Here is a 17,852-nt window from a genome sequence, read left to right as displayed (position 1 = left end):
CTGTCGGTGTGCCGGGGCGGTCAGCCGCAGGAGAGGTACTCGTCGGCGAACTGCTTCTTCAGCTCCGCTGTCCTGGCCTTGCGCGCCTCGTCGTAGTCGCCGACGTTGTCCTTCGTGACGACGAAGGAACCCGAGTCGGCGATCTGGCCCGGCTGCTTCATCGTGCACTGCCCGGTCTGCAGCAGCGCGAGTGCCCAGGCGCCGATCTCGGCCTGACCCACCGGGTTCTGCACGACCGTGGCGCTCACCGATCCGGTCTTGATCGAGGAGAGGATCTTGGCGTCGTCGTCGATCGCGACGACCTTGGCCTTCGAGCCGGTCTCCTGGACCGCCTCGGCGGCGGCGACCGCCGGGTTGTACGCGGTCGAGACGATGCCCTGGATCCGCGATCCCTTGGTCGCGAGCAGGTCGGAGACGGCCTTCTGCGCGGTCTGGAGGTCCTTGTCGATGTCGGTGATGTTCTGCAGCAGGTCGATCTTGCCGCCGGACTCCTTCACCGCCTTCTCCACGCCCTTGATCCGCAACTGTGTGTTGGCGTCGACGTTGTTGCCCGTCAGGTGAACGAGCGTGCCCTTGCCGCCCATCGCCTCGATGGTGGCTTCGGCCGCCTTGTAGGCGGCGAGTTCGACATCGGTGGAGAGGCAGAAGTCGGCCTCGTTCGTGCCGCCTGCGGGGCATGAGCCCAGGGACGCCACCGCGAAACCCTGGGACTTGAGGTCGGCGAACGTGGTGTTGATGTCGGTGGGGGACACCCCGAAGACGCCGAAGGCGTTGTAGCCGCGTGCGGCCAGGGTCGACAGCAGGTTGTTCTGCTTCTGCTGGTCCCATTCGGCGGTCTCGTCGAGCGTCACGTCGCCCAGCTTCAGTGTCTTCCCGGCGTCCGCGCCCGCCTGCTTCCACGGCTGGAAGTACGGGTGGGCGCCGCCCGGGACCAGGGCGACCTTGGTGCCGGAGCCATCGGCGAGTTCGGCGCTTCCCTTGCCCGTTCCGGCGGCCGCGGGCCCCGCCTGCTCGCCGTCGTCGGAGGACTTCACGGTGCATGCCGTCGAGGCGATGGCCAGGAGGGCGATCGCGGCGATGCCGGACACTGCGGATCTGCGAAGGTTCATGATCATTGCCTCAGTCGAATCAGATAGGATTCCGATGCCGAGATGCTGCGGGAGGGGAGATCGCCCCGTCAAGGCCTGCGCAACGAATACTTTGGGCAAGAGGTGCAGTTGCCCCGTGTGATCTGCGGATTCCCTCTCCAGGGGGCGAGATCTCGACTTGGCGAGGCGTGGCCTTCTGGGCCCACGTCATGTTGAATCACATAGGATTCATGAACTTGGGGGTAGTGCTATGCCGGTGAACGCCGATGGGTCGGAGACCCTCCCGCTCGCCACCGCTGAGCGGGGCGAGGGCGCGGCGGTGAAGCGCGAGGTGCTGGGGGACAGCGTCTACGAGGCCGTCAAGGCGATGGTGATGGACCATGTGATCCAGCCGGGTGCCCGTGTCGGCATCGAGGCGCTGTCCCGATCGCTCGGTGTCTCGCCCACCCCGGTGCGCGAGGCGCTCGCCCGCCTGGAGGCGGACGGCCTGGTCCTCAAGCGATCGCTTTCGGGCTACCGCGCGACCGAACTGTTGGGCCGCCGGGATGTGGAGGAGCTCTTCGAGATGCGGCTCCTCCTGGAGCCGCGGGCCGCGGCTCTCGCCGCGGAGCGGGCGGACGACGCCGCGCTCGACCTGATCGAATCCCTGGTGGAGGAGATGCAGGGCCTGCCCGACAAGGGCCACAGTTTCGCCGTCTACGGCCGCTTCGCGTTGCTGGACCAACGGTTCCACGACGCGCTCGCCGCCGCCTCGGGGCGCACACTGCTCGCCGCCGCGGTGGAGAGGCTGCACACGCATCTCCACCTCTTCCGGCTCAGCCCGGTCACGGGCGGCAGCCCCGCCACGGCCGTGGAGCACAGCCGGATCTTGCGCGCGGTGCTCCGGCGCAACCCCGACCGGGCGGAGGACGCCATGCGCGAGCATCTGGAGCTGAGCCTCGGGCGTCATCTCAGCCGGTACGAGGACGGCGACCGACCGCCGCGATGACAGCGGAGAAGACGGCCGTATGGCCCCGTACATCCGGCCCATTCCCTGCTCTACGCGGGTACCGGGCGCTCCGCGTCCCCATCCCCTCCGGGAAGAACGTACCGCTGCGCGGCCGTAGCTGCGGTACACCGAAGGCCTTCTGGAGCACGAAGACGAAAGACATCAGCCACCGCCACGAGTTCCTCGCCGCGCTGAAGCCCGTCCATCAGAAGCGGGCCCCAGGTCGTCAGACTGCTGGGTAGGGGCTGTCGGCGAGGAGGCGGGCCAGGTGGGCGGCGTTGGCCGCGAGGGCCCTGGTGGTGGAGGCGACGGCGTCGGGTGTCTCGTCGAGGTCCTGGTAGTCGGTGCCGTGCATGGCTTCGCCGACCCAGTAGGTGACGGCTCCGGGTGCCAGGGAGAAGCCGACGTCGTTGAGTCCCTGGAACAGGTCCGCGCTCACCTTGTGCGCGCCGTCCTCATTGCCTACGACGGCCACGGCGGCGACCTTGCCGTATGTGTGCGGGCGGCCATGGCCGTCGGTCTCGGAGGACTCGGCGTTGAGGCGCTCCAGGACCCGCTGGCAGACGCTGGAGGGGTGGCCGAGCCAGATGGGCGTGGCGATCAGGAGGATGTCGGCGGCCAGGACCTTCCCTCGCAGGGCCGGCCAGGCGTCACCGTCGCCCATGTCCACCCCGATCCCCGGGCGCACGTCGTGGTCGGCGACCCGGACGATCTCGCCCTGTACGCCATGGCGTGCGAACTGGGCCATGACCTGCTCGGCGAGAAGCTGGCTGCTGGAAGGGGCCGGTGAGGCGTTCAGGGTGCAGACGAGAGCGAGAGCACGCATGCCGGGGGCTTCTCCTTGGTCTCAGGGGCGGGGGATTCGCGAGTGTTTCCCGGAGCGCAACGGGGCGCCTGCGCGGGGCGGACCGGGTGCGTAGGGCCGTCAGCGGTCGCCGGTGGCCTTGTCGTCGGCGCCCGTGACCACCACCCGCTTGCCCGGTTGCCGACAACTGTTCTCCACGCGGAGGTTCCTTCCTTTCGTCGCCGGGCCGCTTCGCGGGCATCAGGGGATGAGAAGGGTTTTGATCATGCCGTCGGCCTTCGTTCGGAACGTCTCGTAGGCCTGGGGTCCCGCTTCGAGCGGGAGATGGTGGGTGGCGAAGGAGTCCACGCCCAGCGGGTCGTCGTCGGTGAGCAGGGGCAGCAGGTCGTCGACCCAGCGCTTGACGTTCGCCTGGCCCATACGGAGCTGAATCTGCTTGTCGAACATGGTGAGCATCGGCATCGGGTCGGCGGAGCCGCCGTACACGCCGGAGACGGAGATCGTGCCGCCCCGGCGCACCAGGTCGACCGCCGCGTGCAGTGCGGCGAGACGGTCGATGCCCGCTGTCTCCATCATGCGCTGCGCGAGGGCGTCGGGCAGCAGGCCGACCGCTGTGTGTGCCGCCTTGGCCACGGGGGAGCCGTGGGCCTCCATGCCGACCGCGTCGATCACCGCGTCCGTACCGCGCCCGTCCGTGAGGTCGCGGACGGCGTCCCCGAGGTTCTTGCCGTAGCGGCGCAGGTCGAGGCAGGTTGCGCCGTACGTGCTCGCCCGGTCGAGGCGTTCGGGGACCAGGTCCACGCCGATGACGAGGCCGGCGCCCCGGTGGAGGGCGATCCGGGCGGCCATGGCGCCGATCGGGCCGAGGCCCAGAACGGTGACGCTGCCGCCGGGCGGGATGTCCGCGTACTCCACGGCCTGCCAGGCGGTGGGCAGGACGTCGGAGAGATACACGAACCGATCGTCCGAAGGGCCGTGCGGGACCTTGATGGGCAGGTCGTTGCCGAAGGGGACCCGCAGGTACTCGGCCTGGCCTCCGGGCACCTGCCCGTAGAGCTTGGTGAATCCGAACAGGGACGCGCCCGTGCCGCGCTCGCGCACCTGAGTCGTCTCGCACTGCGAGTGCAGTCCCTGCCCGCACATGTGGCAGTGACCGCAGGACACGTTGAAGGGGATCACGACCCGGTCCCCCTGGACGACGCCGGTCACCTCGGGCCCGACCTCTTCCACGACCCCCATCGGTTCGTGACCCAGGATGTCGCCCGGGTCGAGGTAGGGCCCGAGAACCTCGTACAGGTGAAGGTCGGACCCGCAGATCCCGGTGGACGTGATCTTGACAATGATGTCCGTCGGATCCTGGATCGGCGGGTCCGGAACCGTATCCACCCGGACGTCCCGCTTTCCTTGGTAGGTCAGTGCGCGCATGGTGCCGCTCCTTCTTCCGATCGAGCTCGTGGACCGGTGTGCCGGGTTCCATCACGAGCCTCGCGAAACATGGTCGGTGGCCCGCCGGCCGGAGCACGGCCGGACCACGTCGCCGACATGCCCGGCGTACCCGCGTGCCGGAGACTGGGGGAGCCCGACGGCTCAAGGCCCCGGCTGTCACGTGCGAGAGAGACGAGGACCCGGTATGAGCCCGAAGCAGGATGACGCGGGTGCCCCGCCTCACCGCGGGGCCGACCCGGAGCAGGACACGGATGGGGCGGACTCCCTCGAAGTCGACGAGGAGGTCCAGCGCGCCCTGGACCGGCTCACGCTGCTTATCAACGCGGCAGAGGCCCTTTCCAGCACGCTCGAAGTGGACCAGGGGCTCCGACGGCTCTGTCGCACCCTCATCCCCGGCTTGGCCGACTGGTGCGCGGTAGACCTGCTGGACGACCACGGTCGGCTGCGCCGGATCGTCGTCGAGCACCGGGACGCCGATGTGACGTCCCCGGGCCTGGACGAAGGGCTGCTGCCCCCGGCCGAAGGCTCGGCCGCCTCGGTCGCCCGCGCGCTGCTGGGCGTGGGGCCGGTACTGCTCACGGAGTTTCCCTCGCCGAAGGACGCGGACGACCCGCTGTACTCCCGGGAGAAGGCTCTCTTCGAGCGGCTTGCGGCCGATACGGTGGTCGTCGCCCCGCTGAGAGCCCGGCGGCAGGTGCTCGGGGTCCTGACCCTGGCCCGTTGCCGTAAGGAAGCCCGGCTGACCGAGGACGCCCTCTCTCTCGTCGAGGACCTCGCGCACCGGGTGGCGCTCGCTGTCGACAACGCGCGCCTGCACGCCGAGGCTCAGCACACGGCCGAGCGGCTGCAGCGCTCGCTGCTGCCCGAGCTGCCCACGGACGGGCCGCTCGAAGTGGCGGCCCGCTACCAGCCGGCGAGTACCACCGCGCGCGTCGGAGGCGACTGGTACGACGCCTTTGTGCTGCCGGACGGCGCGATGACACTGATCATCGGCGATATCGCGGGACATGATCTGCGGGCCGCTGTCATGATGAGCCAGACCCGCAACATGCTGCGAGGCATCGCCTGCGACCGCAAGGAACCACCCGGCAAGATCCTCGCCCGGCTGGACGCCGCCCATCACATCCTTTATCCCGATCAGACGCTGACCTGCGTCTACGCGCTGGTCGAGCGGCTCGGGGCGGACGAACCGTGGCTGCTGCACTACGCGGCTGCCGGCCATCCCGCCCCCCTGCTGGTGACGCACAACGGGGAGACGAGCTTTCTCACCGGCGGCCGCAGTGTCATGCTCGGGGTGAATCCCGAGGTGCATCGCCCTGCCGCGACCGACTCCCTGCCGCCCGACTCGACCGTGCTGTTCTACACGGACGGCCTCGTCGAGCGTCGCGAGGAGGACCTGGACCGGGGTCTGGCACGTCTGCGTCAGCACGCGGCGGCCCTGGCCCGCGAGCCGCTCACGACGTTCTGCGACGAAATCGTCGAAGGCATGGCCGGAGGCGGCTCGGACGACGTCGCCCTGATCGCGGTCAGGATGGCGCCCCCGCACGCCGGACCCTCCGTCGCTACCCCCTGAGCCGGGAAGGACGAGATCACGCGGCAGCCGACCCGCCCGAAACGAAGGCCGGGTCGGCCACCGGTCATGCCCGGCACGGCCCTCGGGCCGGTTGCTGCGCACGGCCGCCGGCTTCGGCCGGAACCACTCCGTCACTGCACGCGAGGCGTGCTTCCGCCCGAGCGGGCGCTTCCCTCGTCGCCCGAATCGCCCTCATCCTCGTCGTCGGGAATGTGCACGTCGAAGACGACGATGTTGATCTCGACGACCTCCAGCCCCGTCATCGTTTGTACGGCATCGCTCACGCGGGTTCGGATCAGGTCGGCGAGTTCGTGGATCGGGACGCCGTACTCCACCTCGACATCGACGTCTATCGCGGCCTGCTTCTCCCCGACTTCCACCTTGACGGCCCGTCGCGCGCCCGACGAGCCGGACATACGACCGGTGACGGCTCCCAAGGCCTTCGATGCTCCTCGTCCCACGGAGTGGACGCCTTCCGTCTCGCGGATCGCGATGCCGGCGATCGTGGAGACGACGTTGTCGGTGATGGTCGTTCTGCCCCGACCGCGAGATCCTTCCGCGCGTCCGTCGGTCGCCTTGCTCGCGCCCAGGGGTTCGGTGTCGGCCATGACTGCCTCACAGAGAGTGATTGCCACGGGCCCCTGCCCGTGCGGTCCCCTCTTCTCACTCTGCGCCCGCTCGCAGGCATACGCCATTCGAGTGGCGCGGCGTGACGGGCAGGACCGGGCCCTCAGTCGCGGGGCAACAGGGTCCCGAGCGGGCCGAGATCGAGATTGAGATCCTCCGGACGCACACCGTGCTGCTCGCAGAGTTCCTTCATCCGCTGGTCGAGCAGCATGAGCGTGGTTCCGATCTCCTCGACCTGCTCGTCGTTCAGGTCGCCCTGCTCCACGCGGCGGATGGCCTGCCGCTCCATCAGCTGCCGCAACAGCTCGACCACCGTCAGGACCAGGGCCACCAGGTCCCGTCCCATTTGCTCGGAGTCCAGGTCGACACGGGGGCCCGTCACAAGGGCCCTCCGTCGCTCCACGGCGAGGGCACACGTTCGTTGACCGACGACAACAGCGCGTGCAACGACACGCGAACGAGGGGTACGTCGGCGATGGCGATGACCAAGTCGCCGCTGACCACCACACCCGTGGCCAGCAGGCGGTCCAGCAGGTCGACGAGCGGCACCCCGAGAGGACCGCTCAAGGGTTCCGGGCTGTCCCACGGCACCACGTCGTGCGCCATGGTCACACCTCTCCTACGAAGGAATACGGCACCCAAGGACCCGACAGCTCGATCTGTGCTCCCGTACGCTCGCCCAACGTCTTCACCAGCAGGCCGACTTCGTCCGCCCTGTCGTCGGCGACCAGGTAGGTGGCGTTGAGTACGTGGGCCCGCTGGTCGCCCGACAGCGCCGCACCGTGCGTGCGCAACCGACGTGACGCCGCGGCGAGACCGCGCAGTTCGGCGTCCACCGACTCCGCGACCTCCAAGGCCTGTTCCCGGCGCTCCTCCCGCTGTACCTGGACGCCCCGCTTCCTGTTCAGATACGCGAGACCCGCCCCGGGGGCGGGAGCGCCGCGCCCGTCGACCGACTCCGGAGCTGTTTCGCCGGGCGCCGGGCTCGGCTCCGGGGCCGCAGGCTCGTAGACCTTCACTCCCCACTCGGCGTGGTGTGCGACGCGTTTCAGCGCGGCATGGAAGCGGTCCGCCTCTTCGTCCAGGCCCCGCCTGGCCCGGGCGTCGTCGTGGTACAGCGTGGCGAGGGGCAGGGGCACGACGGGACAGTGAGCTGCCACGGCCGACACCACCGAGTGGTGAGCTCGTGCGTATCGCTCGATCTCATCGCGGTCGGAGAGCCGACGCTGCCAGACCTCGTCGGTGAAGTCGGCGCCGCGGACGGTCTGCACCACGGCGGTCAGCAGGTCCGACACCAGCAGCCGGACCGCTGCACCGCCGGGCATGCCGGCCACGCCGGTGACGTCCAACGTGCTCGTGGCACGTGTGCTGCGGCAGATGGCGAACACATACGTGACGTCTTCGTCCGGGCCCGAGGGCGCGGCCCGTGAGTCCCATGGCTGCGTCATCTTTTCCTGTTCTCCTTCTCCTCGCCGGTCCGCTTCTCCTGTTCCGCCCGCTGAGGTGTCGACCGGTCGGAGGATGCCTCGGCGGACGGTTCGAGAGCCCGGAGGCGCTCCCTCAGCTCACGGTTCTCGTCCTCCAAGGCGTTGCGCGACGCCTGGGAACTCAGCGCGGGATCGGTCTCCCACCAGTCGATTCCCGCCTTCTTCGCGGTGTCGACCGACGCGACGAACAGGCGGAGGCGGATGGTGAGCAACTCGATGTCGAGGAGATCGATCTTGATGTCTCCGGCGATGACGATGCCCTTGTCCAGGACGCGTTCGAGGATGTCCGCGAGGTTGGTGGTCTGAGGCCCGGGAATCGGCCGATCTCCCTGTCGGAAGTCGAGATCGGTCACCGTGAGGCCCTCGCACGACGCGAACGGCTCCGGCGCTCAGGAGCGGGGGGCTCCTCCTCGTCCTCCTCGTCCTCCTCGTCCTCCTCGTCCTCTTCGTCGTCCTCGGCCTCTTCGTCTTCCTCGGGCTCCTCGTCCTCGGCCCCTTCGTCGTCCTCGGGCTCCTCGTCTTCTTCGTCGTCCTCGGCCTCTTCGTCGTCTTCGGGCTCCTCGTCCGCGCCGTCCTCGTACTCCTCGTCCTCCTCGCCCTCCTGCTCCTCCGCCTCCTCCTGCTCGATGGCGTCCTCGTGGGAAACGACGACCTCACCGTCGCGGATCTCACCGCGCCAGCCTTCCGGCTCCTCCTCGGTGAGGGTGACGTAGCGCTGGAAGTGCTTGAAGTCGAGCCGCATGCGACGCCCCTGAGCGCGCCAGAGGTTGCCCGTCTTCTCGAAGAATCCGGAGGGGTAGTACTCCACGACCAGAATGATCCGGGTGAGCGTCGGCCCGAGTTCGTGAAAGCTGACCGCTCCGTTGGTCGTGCCCTTGGCGCCCTCGGACGACCACACGATCCTGTCGTCCGGAATCTGTTCCAGTACCGTGGCCTTGAAACTTCGGGACGAGGGGCCGACCTTCACCTTCCAGTCGCTCTCGGTGTCATCGCTCTTCGAAACGTCGCGCACACCCTTCGCGAAGCTGCTGAACTCCTCGTACTGGGTCCACGCGTCGTAGGCCGTACGCAGGGGCACGCCCACATCGAGGACCTCGATGATGTTCATGACCTTGCTACCACTGGACTTGCGCTTGCTCCTGCCCCCACCGCCGAGTGCGTCCTTGGCCTTGTCCACGACCGCGTCCTTCGCGCCCTTGGCCTTCTCCGAAACGAAGGCCTTCACAGGGGATTCGCCCTTCAGAATGCGTGAGCCGATTGCGGGCAACGAGCCGCCGTTCTCCGCGACATCACTCATCTGTCCGGTGAGATCGGTGAGTTTCTCACCGGCCTTCTCGGCGATTTTCTGCACCTGAGTACTGGCGTATTTCGACAACTCGCCCTTCAGACGGTCGACGCCCGACTCCTGCGCTTCCTCGGATTCGGCCTTGTCGGTCTTCGCCATGGCCCTCTACCTCCCGCTACCGGAGCGCTTGGACGCTGTCCGCTTCGCCGACGCCGATTTCTTGGCGGCCGACTTCTTGGCCGGCTGCTTCGACGTCGTCTTCTTGGCCGCCGTCTTCTTCGCTGGTGCGGACTTCTTGGCCGCGGTCTTCTTTGCCGGGGCCGTCTTCTTCGCTGGTGCGGACTTCTTGGCCGCGGCCTTCTTCGCCGGAGCGCTCTTCTTCGCGGGGGCGGTCTTCTTTGCCGGGGCCTTCCTGGCCGGGGCCGCGGGCTTCTTCGCCCGTGCGGACTTCCGGTGCGGAGCCTTCTTCTCGGGAGCGGCGGGCGCCCTCCTGCGCCGGGTCGGCGGAGCCGGGGCTTCCTCCTCCGGTTCCTCCTCCTCGGGCTCTTCGTCGTCCTCTTCGGGCACGTCGTCGTCCGGCTCCTCCTCTTCGTCTTCGTACTCGTCGTCCGTGCCCTCCTCGTCCTCTTCCTCGTATTCCTCGCCCTCGCTGTCCGGCTCCTCGCCTTCTTCTTCGCCCTCTTCCTCCTCGTACTCCTCTTGCGGCTCGTCCTCGTCCTGGTCCTCGTCAGCCGTGTCCTCGTCCGCCGCCTCACCGAGACGCAGCGTGCGGTCGCTGATGGCGTCCGCGAGCGTGCTCATGCCGCGGTTCGCAGCGGCGGTCACGGCCTGGCGTCCGGCGTCCAGCACTTCGCCCCTGAGCTGCTCCTGCAACTCCGCGAACTGGGGAATCTCTCCCAGCCGACGCATCCCCTCCGCCGCGAGCTGGCGGGGTTCGAGCCCGAAACGCCGTCCCGCCAGATAGGTCGCGACGCTCAGGGCGAGTCGGCCCTTCTTCGTCCGGCCCAGCACGTATCCGCCCACTACGGCGGCTGCCAGAGCCACCTTGTCCTGGTCATCCATGTCCGTCACCTTCTGTTGTCGGCGTGGGAGCGCTTCTGAGCGGCGTGGAGCCGGTCCAGCAATCGCTCCTCCTCCGTCTCGAACGCGTCGAGATCGATGAGTTGCTCGTCGAGTTCTCGGTTGAGCTCGGCGAGTTGCGCACGAATCGCACTCGGGTCGTACAGTTCGCGTTCAGCGGTTTCCTGGAGCTGCTCCGCGATCCACACCACACCGCGCGCCGGCGCGAGCGGCAGGAGCAGGAGTCCGGAGATCAGTCCCATCGTCAGCCTCCGGCGACCGCTGTCGGCCGGCTCGGGACGCCCGAGTCGCCGACGAAGCTGTAGCAGGGCAGCGGACCCGCGAAGCGGATGTCGACATGGCTTCTGCGTGCTTCCGCGAGCCGCTCGGTCGTCGTACGGAACCGGTCGCTGTGGGTGCGCGGGACGAGGAAGGAAGTGTTGATCGCGCATCCCTGGACGTCGGGGCCCGTGGCGGCCGCGCGAGCCAGTGGGGCGAGCTCGCGCAACACCTCGCGGCCCGCTTCGGCCGCTCGTCGCGCCAGGGCGGAGGCCACTGCTTCACCCAGCCGCACGCTGGCCTCGTATCCGGGGCGTCTGCGCGCTTCGTCGCGCAGCCGCCGTACGGTGGCGTCCTCGATCACCACTCTGGCGAGGGAGTCGGGTGCCGGCAGGGCCTTGACGTTGACCTCGACGTGCCCGTCCAGGTTCTTCAGGGTGGCGAGGTGGCTCGTCTCCGCCGCGGTCAGCTGGGCGAGCAGAGCGTCCTCGTCCGGCGCGACCATGCCGAAACGCATGGGCAGGACAGGGCCTCTCTCCGCTAGGCCCATCAGCAGATCCTGGTGTGCCAGCAGGTCGCGTCGCCGTGCGCGCAGCCGCGCGGGGGCGCTGCTGACGACTGCGGCGACCTTCCCCGCACCGACGGTGCGCAGGGTGGCGGGAGGATCGCCCACGCCTCCTGCGCCATCAGGCAGTGCGGTTCCCTCGCGCACCACCGCGTAGACGTACAGCCCGTCGCCGCTCATGGCTCAGGCCTCCGCTCGGCGGCGTCGGCTCGCGCCGCCCCCGCTGCGGGCGGGTGCCCGACGCCTCTTCGGGGCCTCTTCCTCGCCCTCTTCCTCCACCTCTTCGGGGTCATCGCGTCCCACGGCCTTGCGCACGGAGTCGCCGACCGATTCCGCTGCCTTGCGCACCTTGCGCTTGCCGATGGACTTCGCCGCGCTGCCGCTGAGCAGCTCGGGGACCGTCGTGCTGCCCGAATCCCGTTCGAGATCGAGTCGGTTGCACGCCTCGGCGAAGCGGAGATAGGTGTCCACGCTGGCCACGACTATGCGGGCGTCGATCTTGATGATCTCGATGCCGACCAGGGAGACCCGGACGAATACGTCGATCACCATGCCCCGGTCGAGAATGAGCTCCAGCACGTCGTACAGGGTGCCGGCGCGGGGCGGGCACGGAGCGACTTCGTCGGCGTAGGTCGTGGTCGTCATGGGTTGGTCCTTCCAGCTGTCGGACGGTCTCGGATCACTCGTCTGCGGCACCGCGCCGGTAGCGACGGACCCGGCGGTACTCCTGGAGCTCTCCGGATCTGTCCAGTTGCACCTCGTAGGAGGCGAGGAGGCTGGTCGTGTCCGGGATCCGAGGCACCTCGAGTACGTCCACGACCACGCACCAGCCGTCGTCGTCGGAGCGCCGGACCGCGGAGACGCCCTCGGCGGGATGGCCGATCAGCCCCTCCAGGCTCTGGCAGGCAGCCCGAGCGGCATGCTCGGGTCCCTTACTGGGCGCGGTCTTCTTCCGGGCCCTTGTCGGGCCGGTGGCCCGCTCCGAACGTTGGTCTGCCATAGCGCCCAGTCTCGTCACGTACAGACGCACCGCATCTTGGGAGGGCCGCTGGTGCGACAGGGTTCCCGGCCGTGCGGACGCGCCGGACGGAATCGGACGTCGGTCGGCCGGGCCCATTCCGGCTTCCCGGCCGCTTCTCGTCTCTCTCGTCTTCACCGGCTCCGTGTCCGCCGCATTGGGCCAAAGGCCTTCGACACGGTGGGTGAGCGCGCCAGGCTGCGGTCCGGGAGCGGCCGACACCTGCTTGCGGAGCACGGCTGTTCAGCGGCGTGAGGTGGAGGCTCTCACCGAGGCCGGTCACGACACCGTCGACGTGGCGCTCCACACCAGTGACCTTGAAAGACCTGACCGGGCTCCTGGAATACGTCGGGGACGCGCCGTGCGGACCTGCGGAGCATGTTCGAGGTTCCCCGGGGGCGTGTGCCGGAGCTGTTGCCGACAGTCGCGCCGCCGGGGAGCTTACGCCGCGTCCCTCGTCCCCGCGCTCTCAGCTCACGCGCGGAAACTCCTCGCAAGATGAGACCAAGCTGAAGATCTTCACTGTTGACGTCCGCCCCACCGGCGGCGTGCCCACTGGCCGCGGCGTGCTGACCGTCGAAAGCAGCACTGCCACGGACGGCGGCACGCGGTGGGTTCCTGGACGGCTCCACCATGCCGAGGGCCTCGCCATGATCAAGCCCAGCCGCTCGGAATCAGTACAGCTCGGTACGGCTGGGCCGTTGAGGGCCTGTCGCGAGCGATGCGAGCGGCATGGCTGCCGATCGTGATCCCGGGAGACGGGCGCGTACGAGACGCGGCGGACCACACGACGGTGTGACACGCGCCCCGTCCGTACCTGGGCGATGAGCCCGGCGGTCAGTCCCGTCGGTACTGCGCGGGCGACTTCTTCGTCGCCGGGTCCTCGTACGAGCCGACCGTCCCCCGTTCCACGTGGAAGGTGGTCAGGGTCGAAACGGGCGAGTGCGGGTCCCTGCGGTCCTCGATGACCCGCATATGGGTGGTGAACCGCCCCGGTGTGACCTCGTACACGTCGTAGCCGTAGCGGTTGCCCTCGAAGTACTTGAGGTGCGGGTTGGCCTTGCCCATCAGCGGGCCATTGGCCGCGTTCCACTCCGCGGAGTACGCCCCCGATGTGACCGAGTGGGCGGTGAACTCCGTGCCGACCACCGGCGACGTGGTGTCGTCGAAGTCGGTCCTGATGTCGTCGACGAACGCGGAGTGCCAGTCACCGGTGATCACCACCAGGTCCTCAAGGCCGCTTTTGTGCACATGGTCGAGCACTTCCTTGCGCTCGGCGAGGAAGCCGTCCCACTGGTCGGTGAACATGTACCCTCCACCGGGCCTGCCGCGCAGCTGGCTGAGCATGATCGAGTTGGCCCAGACATGCCAGGCGTCCGGCGCCCGGTCGACGTGTTGCTTGAGCCACGCCTTCTGGTCGGCGCCGAGGATCGTTCCTTCGGGCAGGTTCTGTGCCGACCGGTACGAGCGCAGGTCCAGGACGCTGAGTTCGAGCAGGTCGCCCCAGCGGCGGTTGCGGTGGATCACCGGGTCGGGCAGCGAGGACTCGCCCCCGTCCCGGTGCGGCATGTGCTCGTACCACGCCTGATAGGCGGCGGCCCGGCGTTGCATCAGGGGCGCGCCACCGCCGGTGCCCGAATAGTCGTTGACCACCTCGTGGTCGTCCCAGGTCAGGAACCAGGGGTGGGCCGCGTGGGCTTCGCGCAGCGAGGCGTCGCCCTTGTAGAGCGCGTGCCTACGGCGGTAGTCGGTGAGGGTGAGGATCTCGGGGGAGTCGTGGTCGCGGACATGGTCGCCGCCGACCGGGCCGTGCTCGTAGATGTAGTCGCCGAGGTGGACGACGAAGTCGACGTCCTCCCGGGCGATGGCGCGGTGTGCGCTGTAGTAGCCGTCGTGGAAGGCCTGACAGTTCGCTGCGGCGAACTTGACCCTGCCGATCCTTCCCGAGGGAGCCGTCCTGGTCCGCCCCACCCGGCTGGTCCTCCCCAGGGCCCGGAACGCGTAGTAGTAGTGCGTGCCCGCCCGTAGCCCGCCGACGGGCACATGGACGCTGTGGCCGAGTGTCGCGGAGGCCGGCGCCTTGCCGAGCGCCACGACCCGCCGCAGCGCCCGGTCCGTGGCGACGACCCATTCCACCTCGACGACCTCGGGCAGTGACTGCTCGGGGGCGAGAGGGTCGGGCGCGACCCTGGTCCACAGCACGACGCTCGTGGTCAGGGGATCACCGGAGGCGACTCCGAGGGTGAAGGGCGCCGGGTCGTACTGTGCGCCGAGGGCCTCGGCGGCCTCCCGGGCCTGCGCGGGCGAGAGCCCGGCACTCAGCGGCCAGACGACGTTGAGCGCGCCGACCGCGCTCGCGGCCTTGAGGAGATCTCGGCGGTTGAGTTTCATGACCGCTCTCCAGTGGTGTTCAGGGCGAGAGAAACCGCGTCCGCGTAACCGTCGTTGGAGGTGCCGCTCCCGGTCCGGGTGAAGACCAGCAGCAGTCGCGCCGACCGGGCTCCGGGTGGCACAGCTGCCTCCCCCTCGCGCTCGACCAGTCCGGTACGTCCGCCCCGTTCGCCCGCTGTCACAGGGCCGAGCACGGTCAGCGCGACCGGCGTCCCTCTGCGGTCCCGGAACTCCACGGAGAGTCGTACACCGTCCTCCTGGGCGGCGTATCCGCCGAGCCAGGCGCCGACGGCGTATCTGACCCGGCCCGCGTCGACGGCGGCCTGCCCGGTGGGCCCCCTGCGGGGCAGCGGAACATCCTGCATCAACGCCGTCCGCCGGCTGGCGCCCCCGGAGAAGAACCGGCTGCCGCGCCGGGCGGGCCCGGGGTCGGACGGGGTCGGATAGCCGCCGCCCACGTCGTAGCCGACCAGCGCGGGGGCACCCTGGGTGATCCTCCAGCCGGTGACCGACTGCACCGGCTCGGCGGTTCCGCCCGGCCCGGCCTCGGCGTCTCCATTGACGACCAGATTCACAAGCGCCTCCTGATGGGGGAATGTTCAGCGCTGGGAATCACAGCAGACCCGTGTGAACCGCGGGTACCTGTTGGCCGAATATCGTGCGGACCATCCAAGTGCCGGGTACAAAAGTCCAATTCCGCCGGTCCGTGCGGCGCCAGAGCATGATTCCCGGGCTGGACGCCACGCAGGACGATGCGATCGAGCGCCTTACGCAGCTGTACGCGGAGAAGAAGACCACGGCGCCGACCGTGGCGGCGGCCCGCCGTGAACTGGGCCGGCTGACGGTGGAGGAGTACGCGAAGCGGCGGCGTCCCCGGCAGCGCAGGATGACGGACTGCTCCACCGGATGGCACGCCAAGGGGCCATGGCGGCAGGTTGCTCCGCGTCGTGCCGCGGTGGACCTGTGACCGTACCCCGCTTCGTCCCGTTGTGACCGCACCTCGATGCCGGGATCTTCGGTGTCCTCCCGCCAGGGTCTTGGCCTCGCGGCCTCGCGTCCCTACCTTGAGAGCGGAATATGAGCCCGGCTCACATTAAAGGAGCACGCGATGGCCATCGTTCAACCCTTGCGGCGCAGACTCGGTTCCGTCACGGTCGTGTCGCTGCTGCTCGCCGTGCTGGCCCTGGTGCTCGGGCCGGCGCCCAGCTCCGCGGCACAGTCCAACTGGTGGGAGCCGTCGGCACGGCCCGCACCCGACTCGCAGATCGGTGTCACGGGCGAGCCCTTCAAGGGCACCGACGCCCGGGGCCGCGTCCGGGGCTTCGTCGACGCCCACGACCACATCATGTCCAACGAGGGCTTCGGCGGCCGGCTGATCTGCGGCAAGCCGTACTCGGAGCAGGGCGTGGCCGACGCGCTCAAGGACTGCCCCGAGCACTACCCCGACGGCTCCCTCGCCGTCTTCGACATGATCACCAAGGGTGGCGACGGCAGGCACGACCCCGTCGGTTGGCCCACGTTCAAGGACTGGCCCGCCCACGACTCGCTGACTCACCAGCAGAACTACTACGCCTGGATCGAGCGGGCCTGGCGCGGCGGCCAGCGCGTGCTGGTCAACGACCTGGTCACCAACGGCGTGATCTGCTCCGTGTACTTCTTCAAGGACCGCGGCTGCGACGAGATGGACGCCATCCGTCTTGAGGCGAAGAAGACGTACGCGATGCAGGACTACATCGACAAGATGTACGGCGGCCCGGGCAAGGGCTTCTTCCGCATCGTCACCAGCAGCGCGCAGGCCCGACAGGTCGTCGAGCAGGGCAAGCTGGCCGTCGTCCTGGGAGTGGAGACCTCCGAGCCGTTCGGCTGCAAGCAGATCCTGGACGTCGCGCAGTGCAGCAGGGAGGACATCGACAAGGGCCTGGACGAGCTGAAGGAACTGGGCGTCAGCAGCATGTTCCTGTGCCACAAGTTCGACAACGCCCTGTGCGGCGTGCGCTACGACTCCGGTGCGCTCGGCACGGCCATCAACGTGGGCCAGTTCCTGTCGACGGGCACGTTCTGGAAGACGGAGACCTGCCGCGGACCGCAGCACGACAACCCCATCGGCAACGCGGCCGCGCCGCAGGCGGAGAAGCGGCTCCCGCAGGGCGTGGACGTCCCCTCGTACGACGCGGACGCGCAGTGCAACACCCGCGGGCTGACCGACCTGGGCGCGTATGCCGTGCGCGGAATGATGCAGCGCAGCATGATGCTGGAGCTCGACCACATGAGCGTCAAGGCAGCGGGCCAGGCCTTCGACATCCTGGAGTCCGAGGCGTATCCGGGCGTCATCTCCTCGCACAGCTGGATGGACCTGGGCTGGACCGAACGCCTGTACAAGCTCGGCGGGTTCGCCGCGCAGTACATGGGCGCCTCCGAGGGGTTCATCAAGGAGGCCGAGCGCACCCGGGCGCTGCGCGAGAAGTACAAGGTGGGCTACGGCTACGGCACCGACATGAACGGCGTCGGCGGCTGGCCGGCCCCTCGCGGCGCGGACGCCCCGAACCCGGTGAAGTACCCCTTCCGCAGCACGGACGGCGGCTCGGTCGTCGACAGACTGACCACCGGATCGCGCACATGGGACTTCAACACCGCCGGTGGCGCGCACTACGGCATGGTCCCGGACTGGATCGAGGACATCGGGAGGGCCGGCGGCCAGAAGGTCGTCGATGAGCTGTTCACGGGCGCCGAGTCCTACCTGCGCACCTGGGCCGGTTCCGAGAAGTACGAGCCCGGGGAGAACCTCGCCAAGGGCGCATCCGCCACGGCGTCCTCCTCACAGTGGTGGAACCCCTTCGAGAACTTCAAGCCCGACAGGGCGGTCGACGGCGACACGGGCACCCGCTGGGCCAGCGAGTGGAATGACGACCAGTGGCTGCGGATCGATCTCGGTTCGGCGAAGCCGGTCGGGCGTGTCACCGTCGACTGGGAGGGGGCGTATGCGAAGTCGTACCGCGTCGAAGTGTCGGACGACGGCTCCGCCTGGAAGACGGTGTGGTCCACCGACGTCGGTGACGGCGGTCTGGACACGGCCCGCTTCGCCACGGCCCAGGCGCGCTACGTACGCGTGAAGGGGCTGACGCGCGGCACCCAGTGGGGCTACTCGCTGCGCGAGGTCGGCGTCCACGCCGCCGGCTGAGGCGGTACAGCACAGACCGGCCGGATCGGCGCTGCTGCCTGATCCGGCCGGTTGCGGCGACTG

Annotated in this window: 20 protein-coding genes; 4 read left to right on the top strand and 16 right to left on the bottom strand. The window is 69.1% G+C overall.

The window, feature by feature from the left end:
- Positions 1-20 precede the first annotated feature (20 nt).
- The gene (locus HET64_RS09035) at positions 21-1,109 is read right to left on the bottom strand and encodes a sugar ABC transporter substrate-binding protein (protein WP_374105548.1); all 1,089 of its coding nucleotides are present in this window, start codon (positions 1,107-1,109) and stop codon (positions 21-23) included.
- A 229-nt stretch (positions 1,110-1,338) separates the two neighbouring features.
- On the opposite strand from HET64_RS09035, the gene HET64_RS09030 reads away from it, so the two are divergent.
- Positions 1,339-2,076, top strand: a complete 738-nt coding sequence (locus tag HET64_RS09030) for a GntR family transcriptional regulator (protein ID WP_215103552.1) — start codon at positions 1,339-1,341, stop codon at positions 2,074-2,076.
- A 226-nt stretch (positions 2,077-2,302) separates the two neighbouring features.
- Here HET64_RS09030 and HET64_RS09025 read toward each other — a convergent pair whose 3' ends face one another.
- Together HET64_RS09025 and HET64_RS09020 are read right to left on the bottom strand one after the other, a co-directional pair.
- Positions 2,303-2,902 (bottom strand): flavodoxin family protein, encoded by a 600-nt coding sequence (locus tag HET64_RS09025; protein WP_215103549.1) that lies wholly within the window; start codon positions 2,900-2,902, stop codon positions 2,303-2,305.
- A gap of 219 nt (positions 2,903-3,121) precedes the next feature.
- Complete coding sequence (locus HET64_RS09020) at positions 3,122-4,306, bottom strand: alcohol dehydrogenase catalytic domain-containing protein (protein WP_215103548.1); 1,185 nt, start codon at positions 4,304-4,306, stop codon at positions 3,122-3,124.
- 205 nt (positions 4,307-4,511) lie between these two features.
- Between HET64_RS09020 and HET64_RS09015 the strand changes: the two genes are divergently transcribed.
- Positions 4,512-5,900 carry a PP2C family protein-serine/threonine phosphatase gene (locus tag HET64_RS09015; RefSeq protein WP_215103547.1) on the top strand — a complete coding sequence of 463 codons (1,389 nt, stop codon included), beginning with the start codon at positions 4,512-4,514 and terminating at the stop codon, positions 5,898-5,900.
- A 131-nt stretch (positions 5,901-6,031) separates the two neighbouring features.
- Here the strand turns inward: HET64_RS09015 and HET64_RS09010 are convergent, their stop codons facing one another.
- From HET64_RS09010 to HET64_RS08950, 13 genes are all read right to left on the bottom strand, one after another.
- On the bottom strand, positions 6,032-6,508 hold the full coding sequence (locus HET64_RS09010) for an Asp23/Gls24 family envelope stress response protein (RefSeq protein ID WP_215103546.1): 477 nt from the start codon (positions 6,506-6,508) through the stop codon (positions 6,032-6,034).
- A gap of 122 nt (positions 6,509-6,630) precedes the next feature.
- The gene (locus HET64_RS09005; RefSeq protein ID WP_215103544.1) at positions 6,631-6,909 is read right to left on the bottom strand and encodes a gas vesicle protein K; all 279 of its coding nucleotides are present in this window, start codon (positions 6,907-6,909) and stop codon (positions 6,631-6,633) included.
- Positions 6,906-7,133, bottom strand: a complete 228-nt coding sequence (locus HET64_RS09000; protein WP_215103543.1) for a gas vesicle protein — start codon at positions 7,131-7,133, stop codon at positions 6,906-6,908. The genes HET64_RS09005 and HET64_RS09000 overlap by 4 nt, the downstream gene beginning before the upstream one ends.
- Before the next feature lie 2 nt (positions 7,134-7,135).
- Positions 7,136-7,975: a GvpL/GvpF family gas vesicle protein gene (locus tag HET64_RS08995; RefSeq protein WP_215103542.1), complete on the bottom strand. Its 840-nt coding sequence runs from the start codon at positions 7,973-7,975 to the stop codon at positions 7,136-7,138.
- On the bottom strand, positions 7,972-8,367 hold the full coding sequence (locus HET64_RS08990) for a gas vesicle protein (protein ID WP_308369925.1): 396 nt from the start codon (positions 8,365-8,367) through the stop codon (positions 7,972-7,974). Before HET64_RS08990 ends, HET64_RS08995 begins: the two co-directional genes overlap by 4 nt.
- Positions 8,364-9,458, bottom strand: a complete 1,095-nt coding sequence (locus HET64_RS08985; protein ID WP_215103541.1) for an SRPBCC family protein — start codon at positions 9,456-9,458, stop codon at positions 8,364-8,366. The genes HET64_RS08990 and HET64_RS08985 overlap by 4 nt, the downstream gene beginning before the upstream one ends.
- Positions 9,459-9,464: 6 nt before the next feature.
- Positions 9,465-10,361: a histone protein gene (locus tag HET64_RS08980; protein ID WP_215103540.1), complete on the bottom strand. Its 897-nt coding sequence runs from the start codon at positions 10,359-10,361 to the stop codon at positions 9,465-9,467.
- A gap of 5 nt (positions 10,362-10,366) precedes the next feature.
- Entirely contained in the window at positions 10,367-10,621 is a 255-nt protein-coding gene (locus HET64_RS08975) for a gas vesicle protein GvpG (RefSeq protein ID WP_215103535.1), read from the bottom strand.
- Between the two features lie 2 nt (positions 10,622-10,623).
- Positions 10,624-11,382, bottom strand: a complete 759-nt coding sequence (locus tag HET64_RS08970) for a GvpL/GvpF family gas vesicle protein (protein ID WP_215103534.1) — start codon at positions 11,380-11,382, stop codon at positions 10,624-10,626.
- A 3-nt stretch (positions 11,383-11,385) separates the two neighbouring features.
- A complete protein-coding gene (gvpJ, locus tag HET64_RS08965) occupies positions 11,386-11,847 on the bottom strand; it encodes a gas vesicle protein GvpJ (RefSeq protein WP_215103533.1) in 462 nt (153 codons plus the stop codon).
- 34 nt (positions 11,848-11,881) lie between these two features.
- A complete protein-coding gene (locus HET64_RS08960) occupies positions 11,882-12,202 on the bottom strand; it encodes a gas vesicle protein (protein ID WP_215103532.1) in 321 nt (106 codons plus the stop codon).
- 855 nt (positions 12,203-13,057) lie between these two features.
- Positions 13,058-14,611 carry an alkaline phosphatase gene (locus HET64_RS08955; protein WP_215103531.1) on the bottom strand — a complete coding sequence of 518 codons (1,554 nt, stop codon included), beginning with the start codon at positions 14,609-14,611 and terminating at the stop codon, positions 13,058-13,060.
- Positions 14,608-15,186 carry a phosphoesterase gene (locus HET64_RS08950; RefSeq protein ID WP_215103530.1) on the bottom strand — a complete coding sequence of 193 codons (579 nt, stop codon included), beginning with the start codon at positions 15,184-15,186 and terminating at the stop codon, positions 14,608-14,610. The genes HET64_RS08955 and HET64_RS08950 overlap by 4 nt, the downstream gene beginning before the upstream one ends.
- Before the next feature lie 131 nt (positions 15,187-15,317).
- On the opposite strand from HET64_RS08950, the gene HET64_RS08945 reads away from it, so the two are divergent.
- Both HET64_RS08945 and HET64_RS08940 read left to right on the top strand, forming a co-directional pair.
- A complete protein-coding gene (locus tag HET64_RS08945; RefSeq protein WP_215103529.1) occupies positions 15,318-15,578 on the top strand; it encodes a hypothetical protein in 261 nt (86 codons plus the stop codon).
- Positions 15,579-15,719: 141 nt separating this feature from the next.
- Positions 15,720-17,789 (top strand): discoidin domain-containing protein, encoded by a 2,070-nt coding sequence (locus tag HET64_RS08940; protein WP_215103528.1) that lies wholly within the window; start codon positions 15,720-15,722, stop codon positions 17,787-17,789.
- The last annotated feature ends 63 nt before the right edge of the window (positions 17,790-17,852 follow it).

It is taken from the genome of Streptomyces sp. McG3 (assembly GCF_018619185.1).
In the GTDB taxonomy this organism is placed as follows: domain Bacteria; phylum Actinomycetota; class Actinomycetes; order Streptomycetales; family Streptomycetaceae; genus Streptomyces.
This window is presented reverse-complemented; position numbering and strand designations above follow the sequence as displayed.

What these genes read in the sequence shown, in the direction of transcription:
- HET64_RS08995 (WP_215103542.1), bottom strand. Translation starts at nt 7,975, where the DNA reads ATGACGCAGCCATGGGACTCACGGGCCGCGCCCTCGGGCCCGGACGAA.
- HET64_RS08940 (WP_215103528.1), top strand. Translation starts at nt 15,720, where the DNA reads ATGGCCATCGTTCAACCCTTGCGGCGCAGACTCGGTTCCGTCACGGTC.
- HET64_RS08955 (WP_215103531.1), bottom strand. Translation starts at nt 14,611, where the DNA reads ATGAAACTCAACCGCCGAGATCTCCTCAAGGCCGCGAGCGCGGTCGGC.
- HET64_RS08975 (WP_215103535.1), bottom strand. Translation starts at nt 10,621, where the DNA reads ATGGGACTGATCTCCGGACTCCTGCTCCTGCCGCTCGCGCCGGCGCGC.
- HET64_RS08970 (WP_215103534.1), bottom strand. Translation starts at nt 11,382, where the DNA reads ATGAGCGGCGACGGGCTGTACGTCTACGCGGTGGTGCGCGAGGGAACC.
- HET64_RS09015 (WP_215103547.1), top strand. Translation starts at nt 4,512, where the DNA reads ATGAGCCCGAAGCAGGATGACGCGGGTGCCCCGCCTCACCGCGGGGCC.
- gvpJ (WP_215103533.1), bottom strand. Translation starts at nt 11,847, where the DNA reads ATGACGACCACGACCTACGCCGACGAAGTCGCTCCGTGCCCGCCCCGC.
- HET64_RS09020 (WP_215103548.1), bottom strand. Translation starts at nt 4,306, where the DNA reads ATGCGCGCACTGACCTACCAAGGAAAGCGGGACGTCCGGGTGGATACG.
- HET64_RS08985 (WP_215103541.1), bottom strand. Translation starts at nt 9,458, where the DNA reads ATGGCGAAGACCGACAAGGCCGAATCCGAGGAAGCGCAGGAGTCGGGC.
- HET64_RS08960 (WP_215103532.1), bottom strand. Translation starts at nt 12,202, where the DNA reads ATGGCAGACCAACGTTCGGAGCGGGCCACCGGCCCGACAAGGGCCCGG.
- HET64_RS09030 (WP_215103552.1), top strand. Translation starts at nt 1,339, where the DNA reads ATGCCGGTGAACGCCGATGGGTCGGAGACCCTCCCGCTCGCCACCGCT.
- HET64_RS08980 (WP_215103540.1), bottom strand. Translation starts at nt 10,361, where the DNA reads ATGGATGACCAGGACAAGGTGGCTCTGGCAGCCGCCGTAGTGGGCGGA.
- HET64_RS09025 (WP_215103549.1), bottom strand. Translation starts at nt 2,902, where the DNA reads ATGCGTGCTCTCGCTCTCGTCTGCACCCTGAACGCCTCACCGGCCCCT.
- HET64_RS09010 (WP_215103546.1), bottom strand. Translation starts at nt 6,508, where the DNA reads ATGGCCGACACCGAACCCCTGGGCGCGAGCAAGGCGACCGACGGACGC.
- HET64_RS09035 (WP_374105548.1), bottom strand. Translation starts at nt 1,109, where the DNA reads ATGAACCTTCGCAGATCCGCAGTGTCCGGCATCGCCGCGATCGCCCTC.
- HET64_RS09000 (WP_215103543.1), bottom strand. Translation starts at nt 7,133, where the DNA reads ATGGCGCACGACGTGGTGCCGTGGGACAGCCCGGAACCCTTGAGCGGT.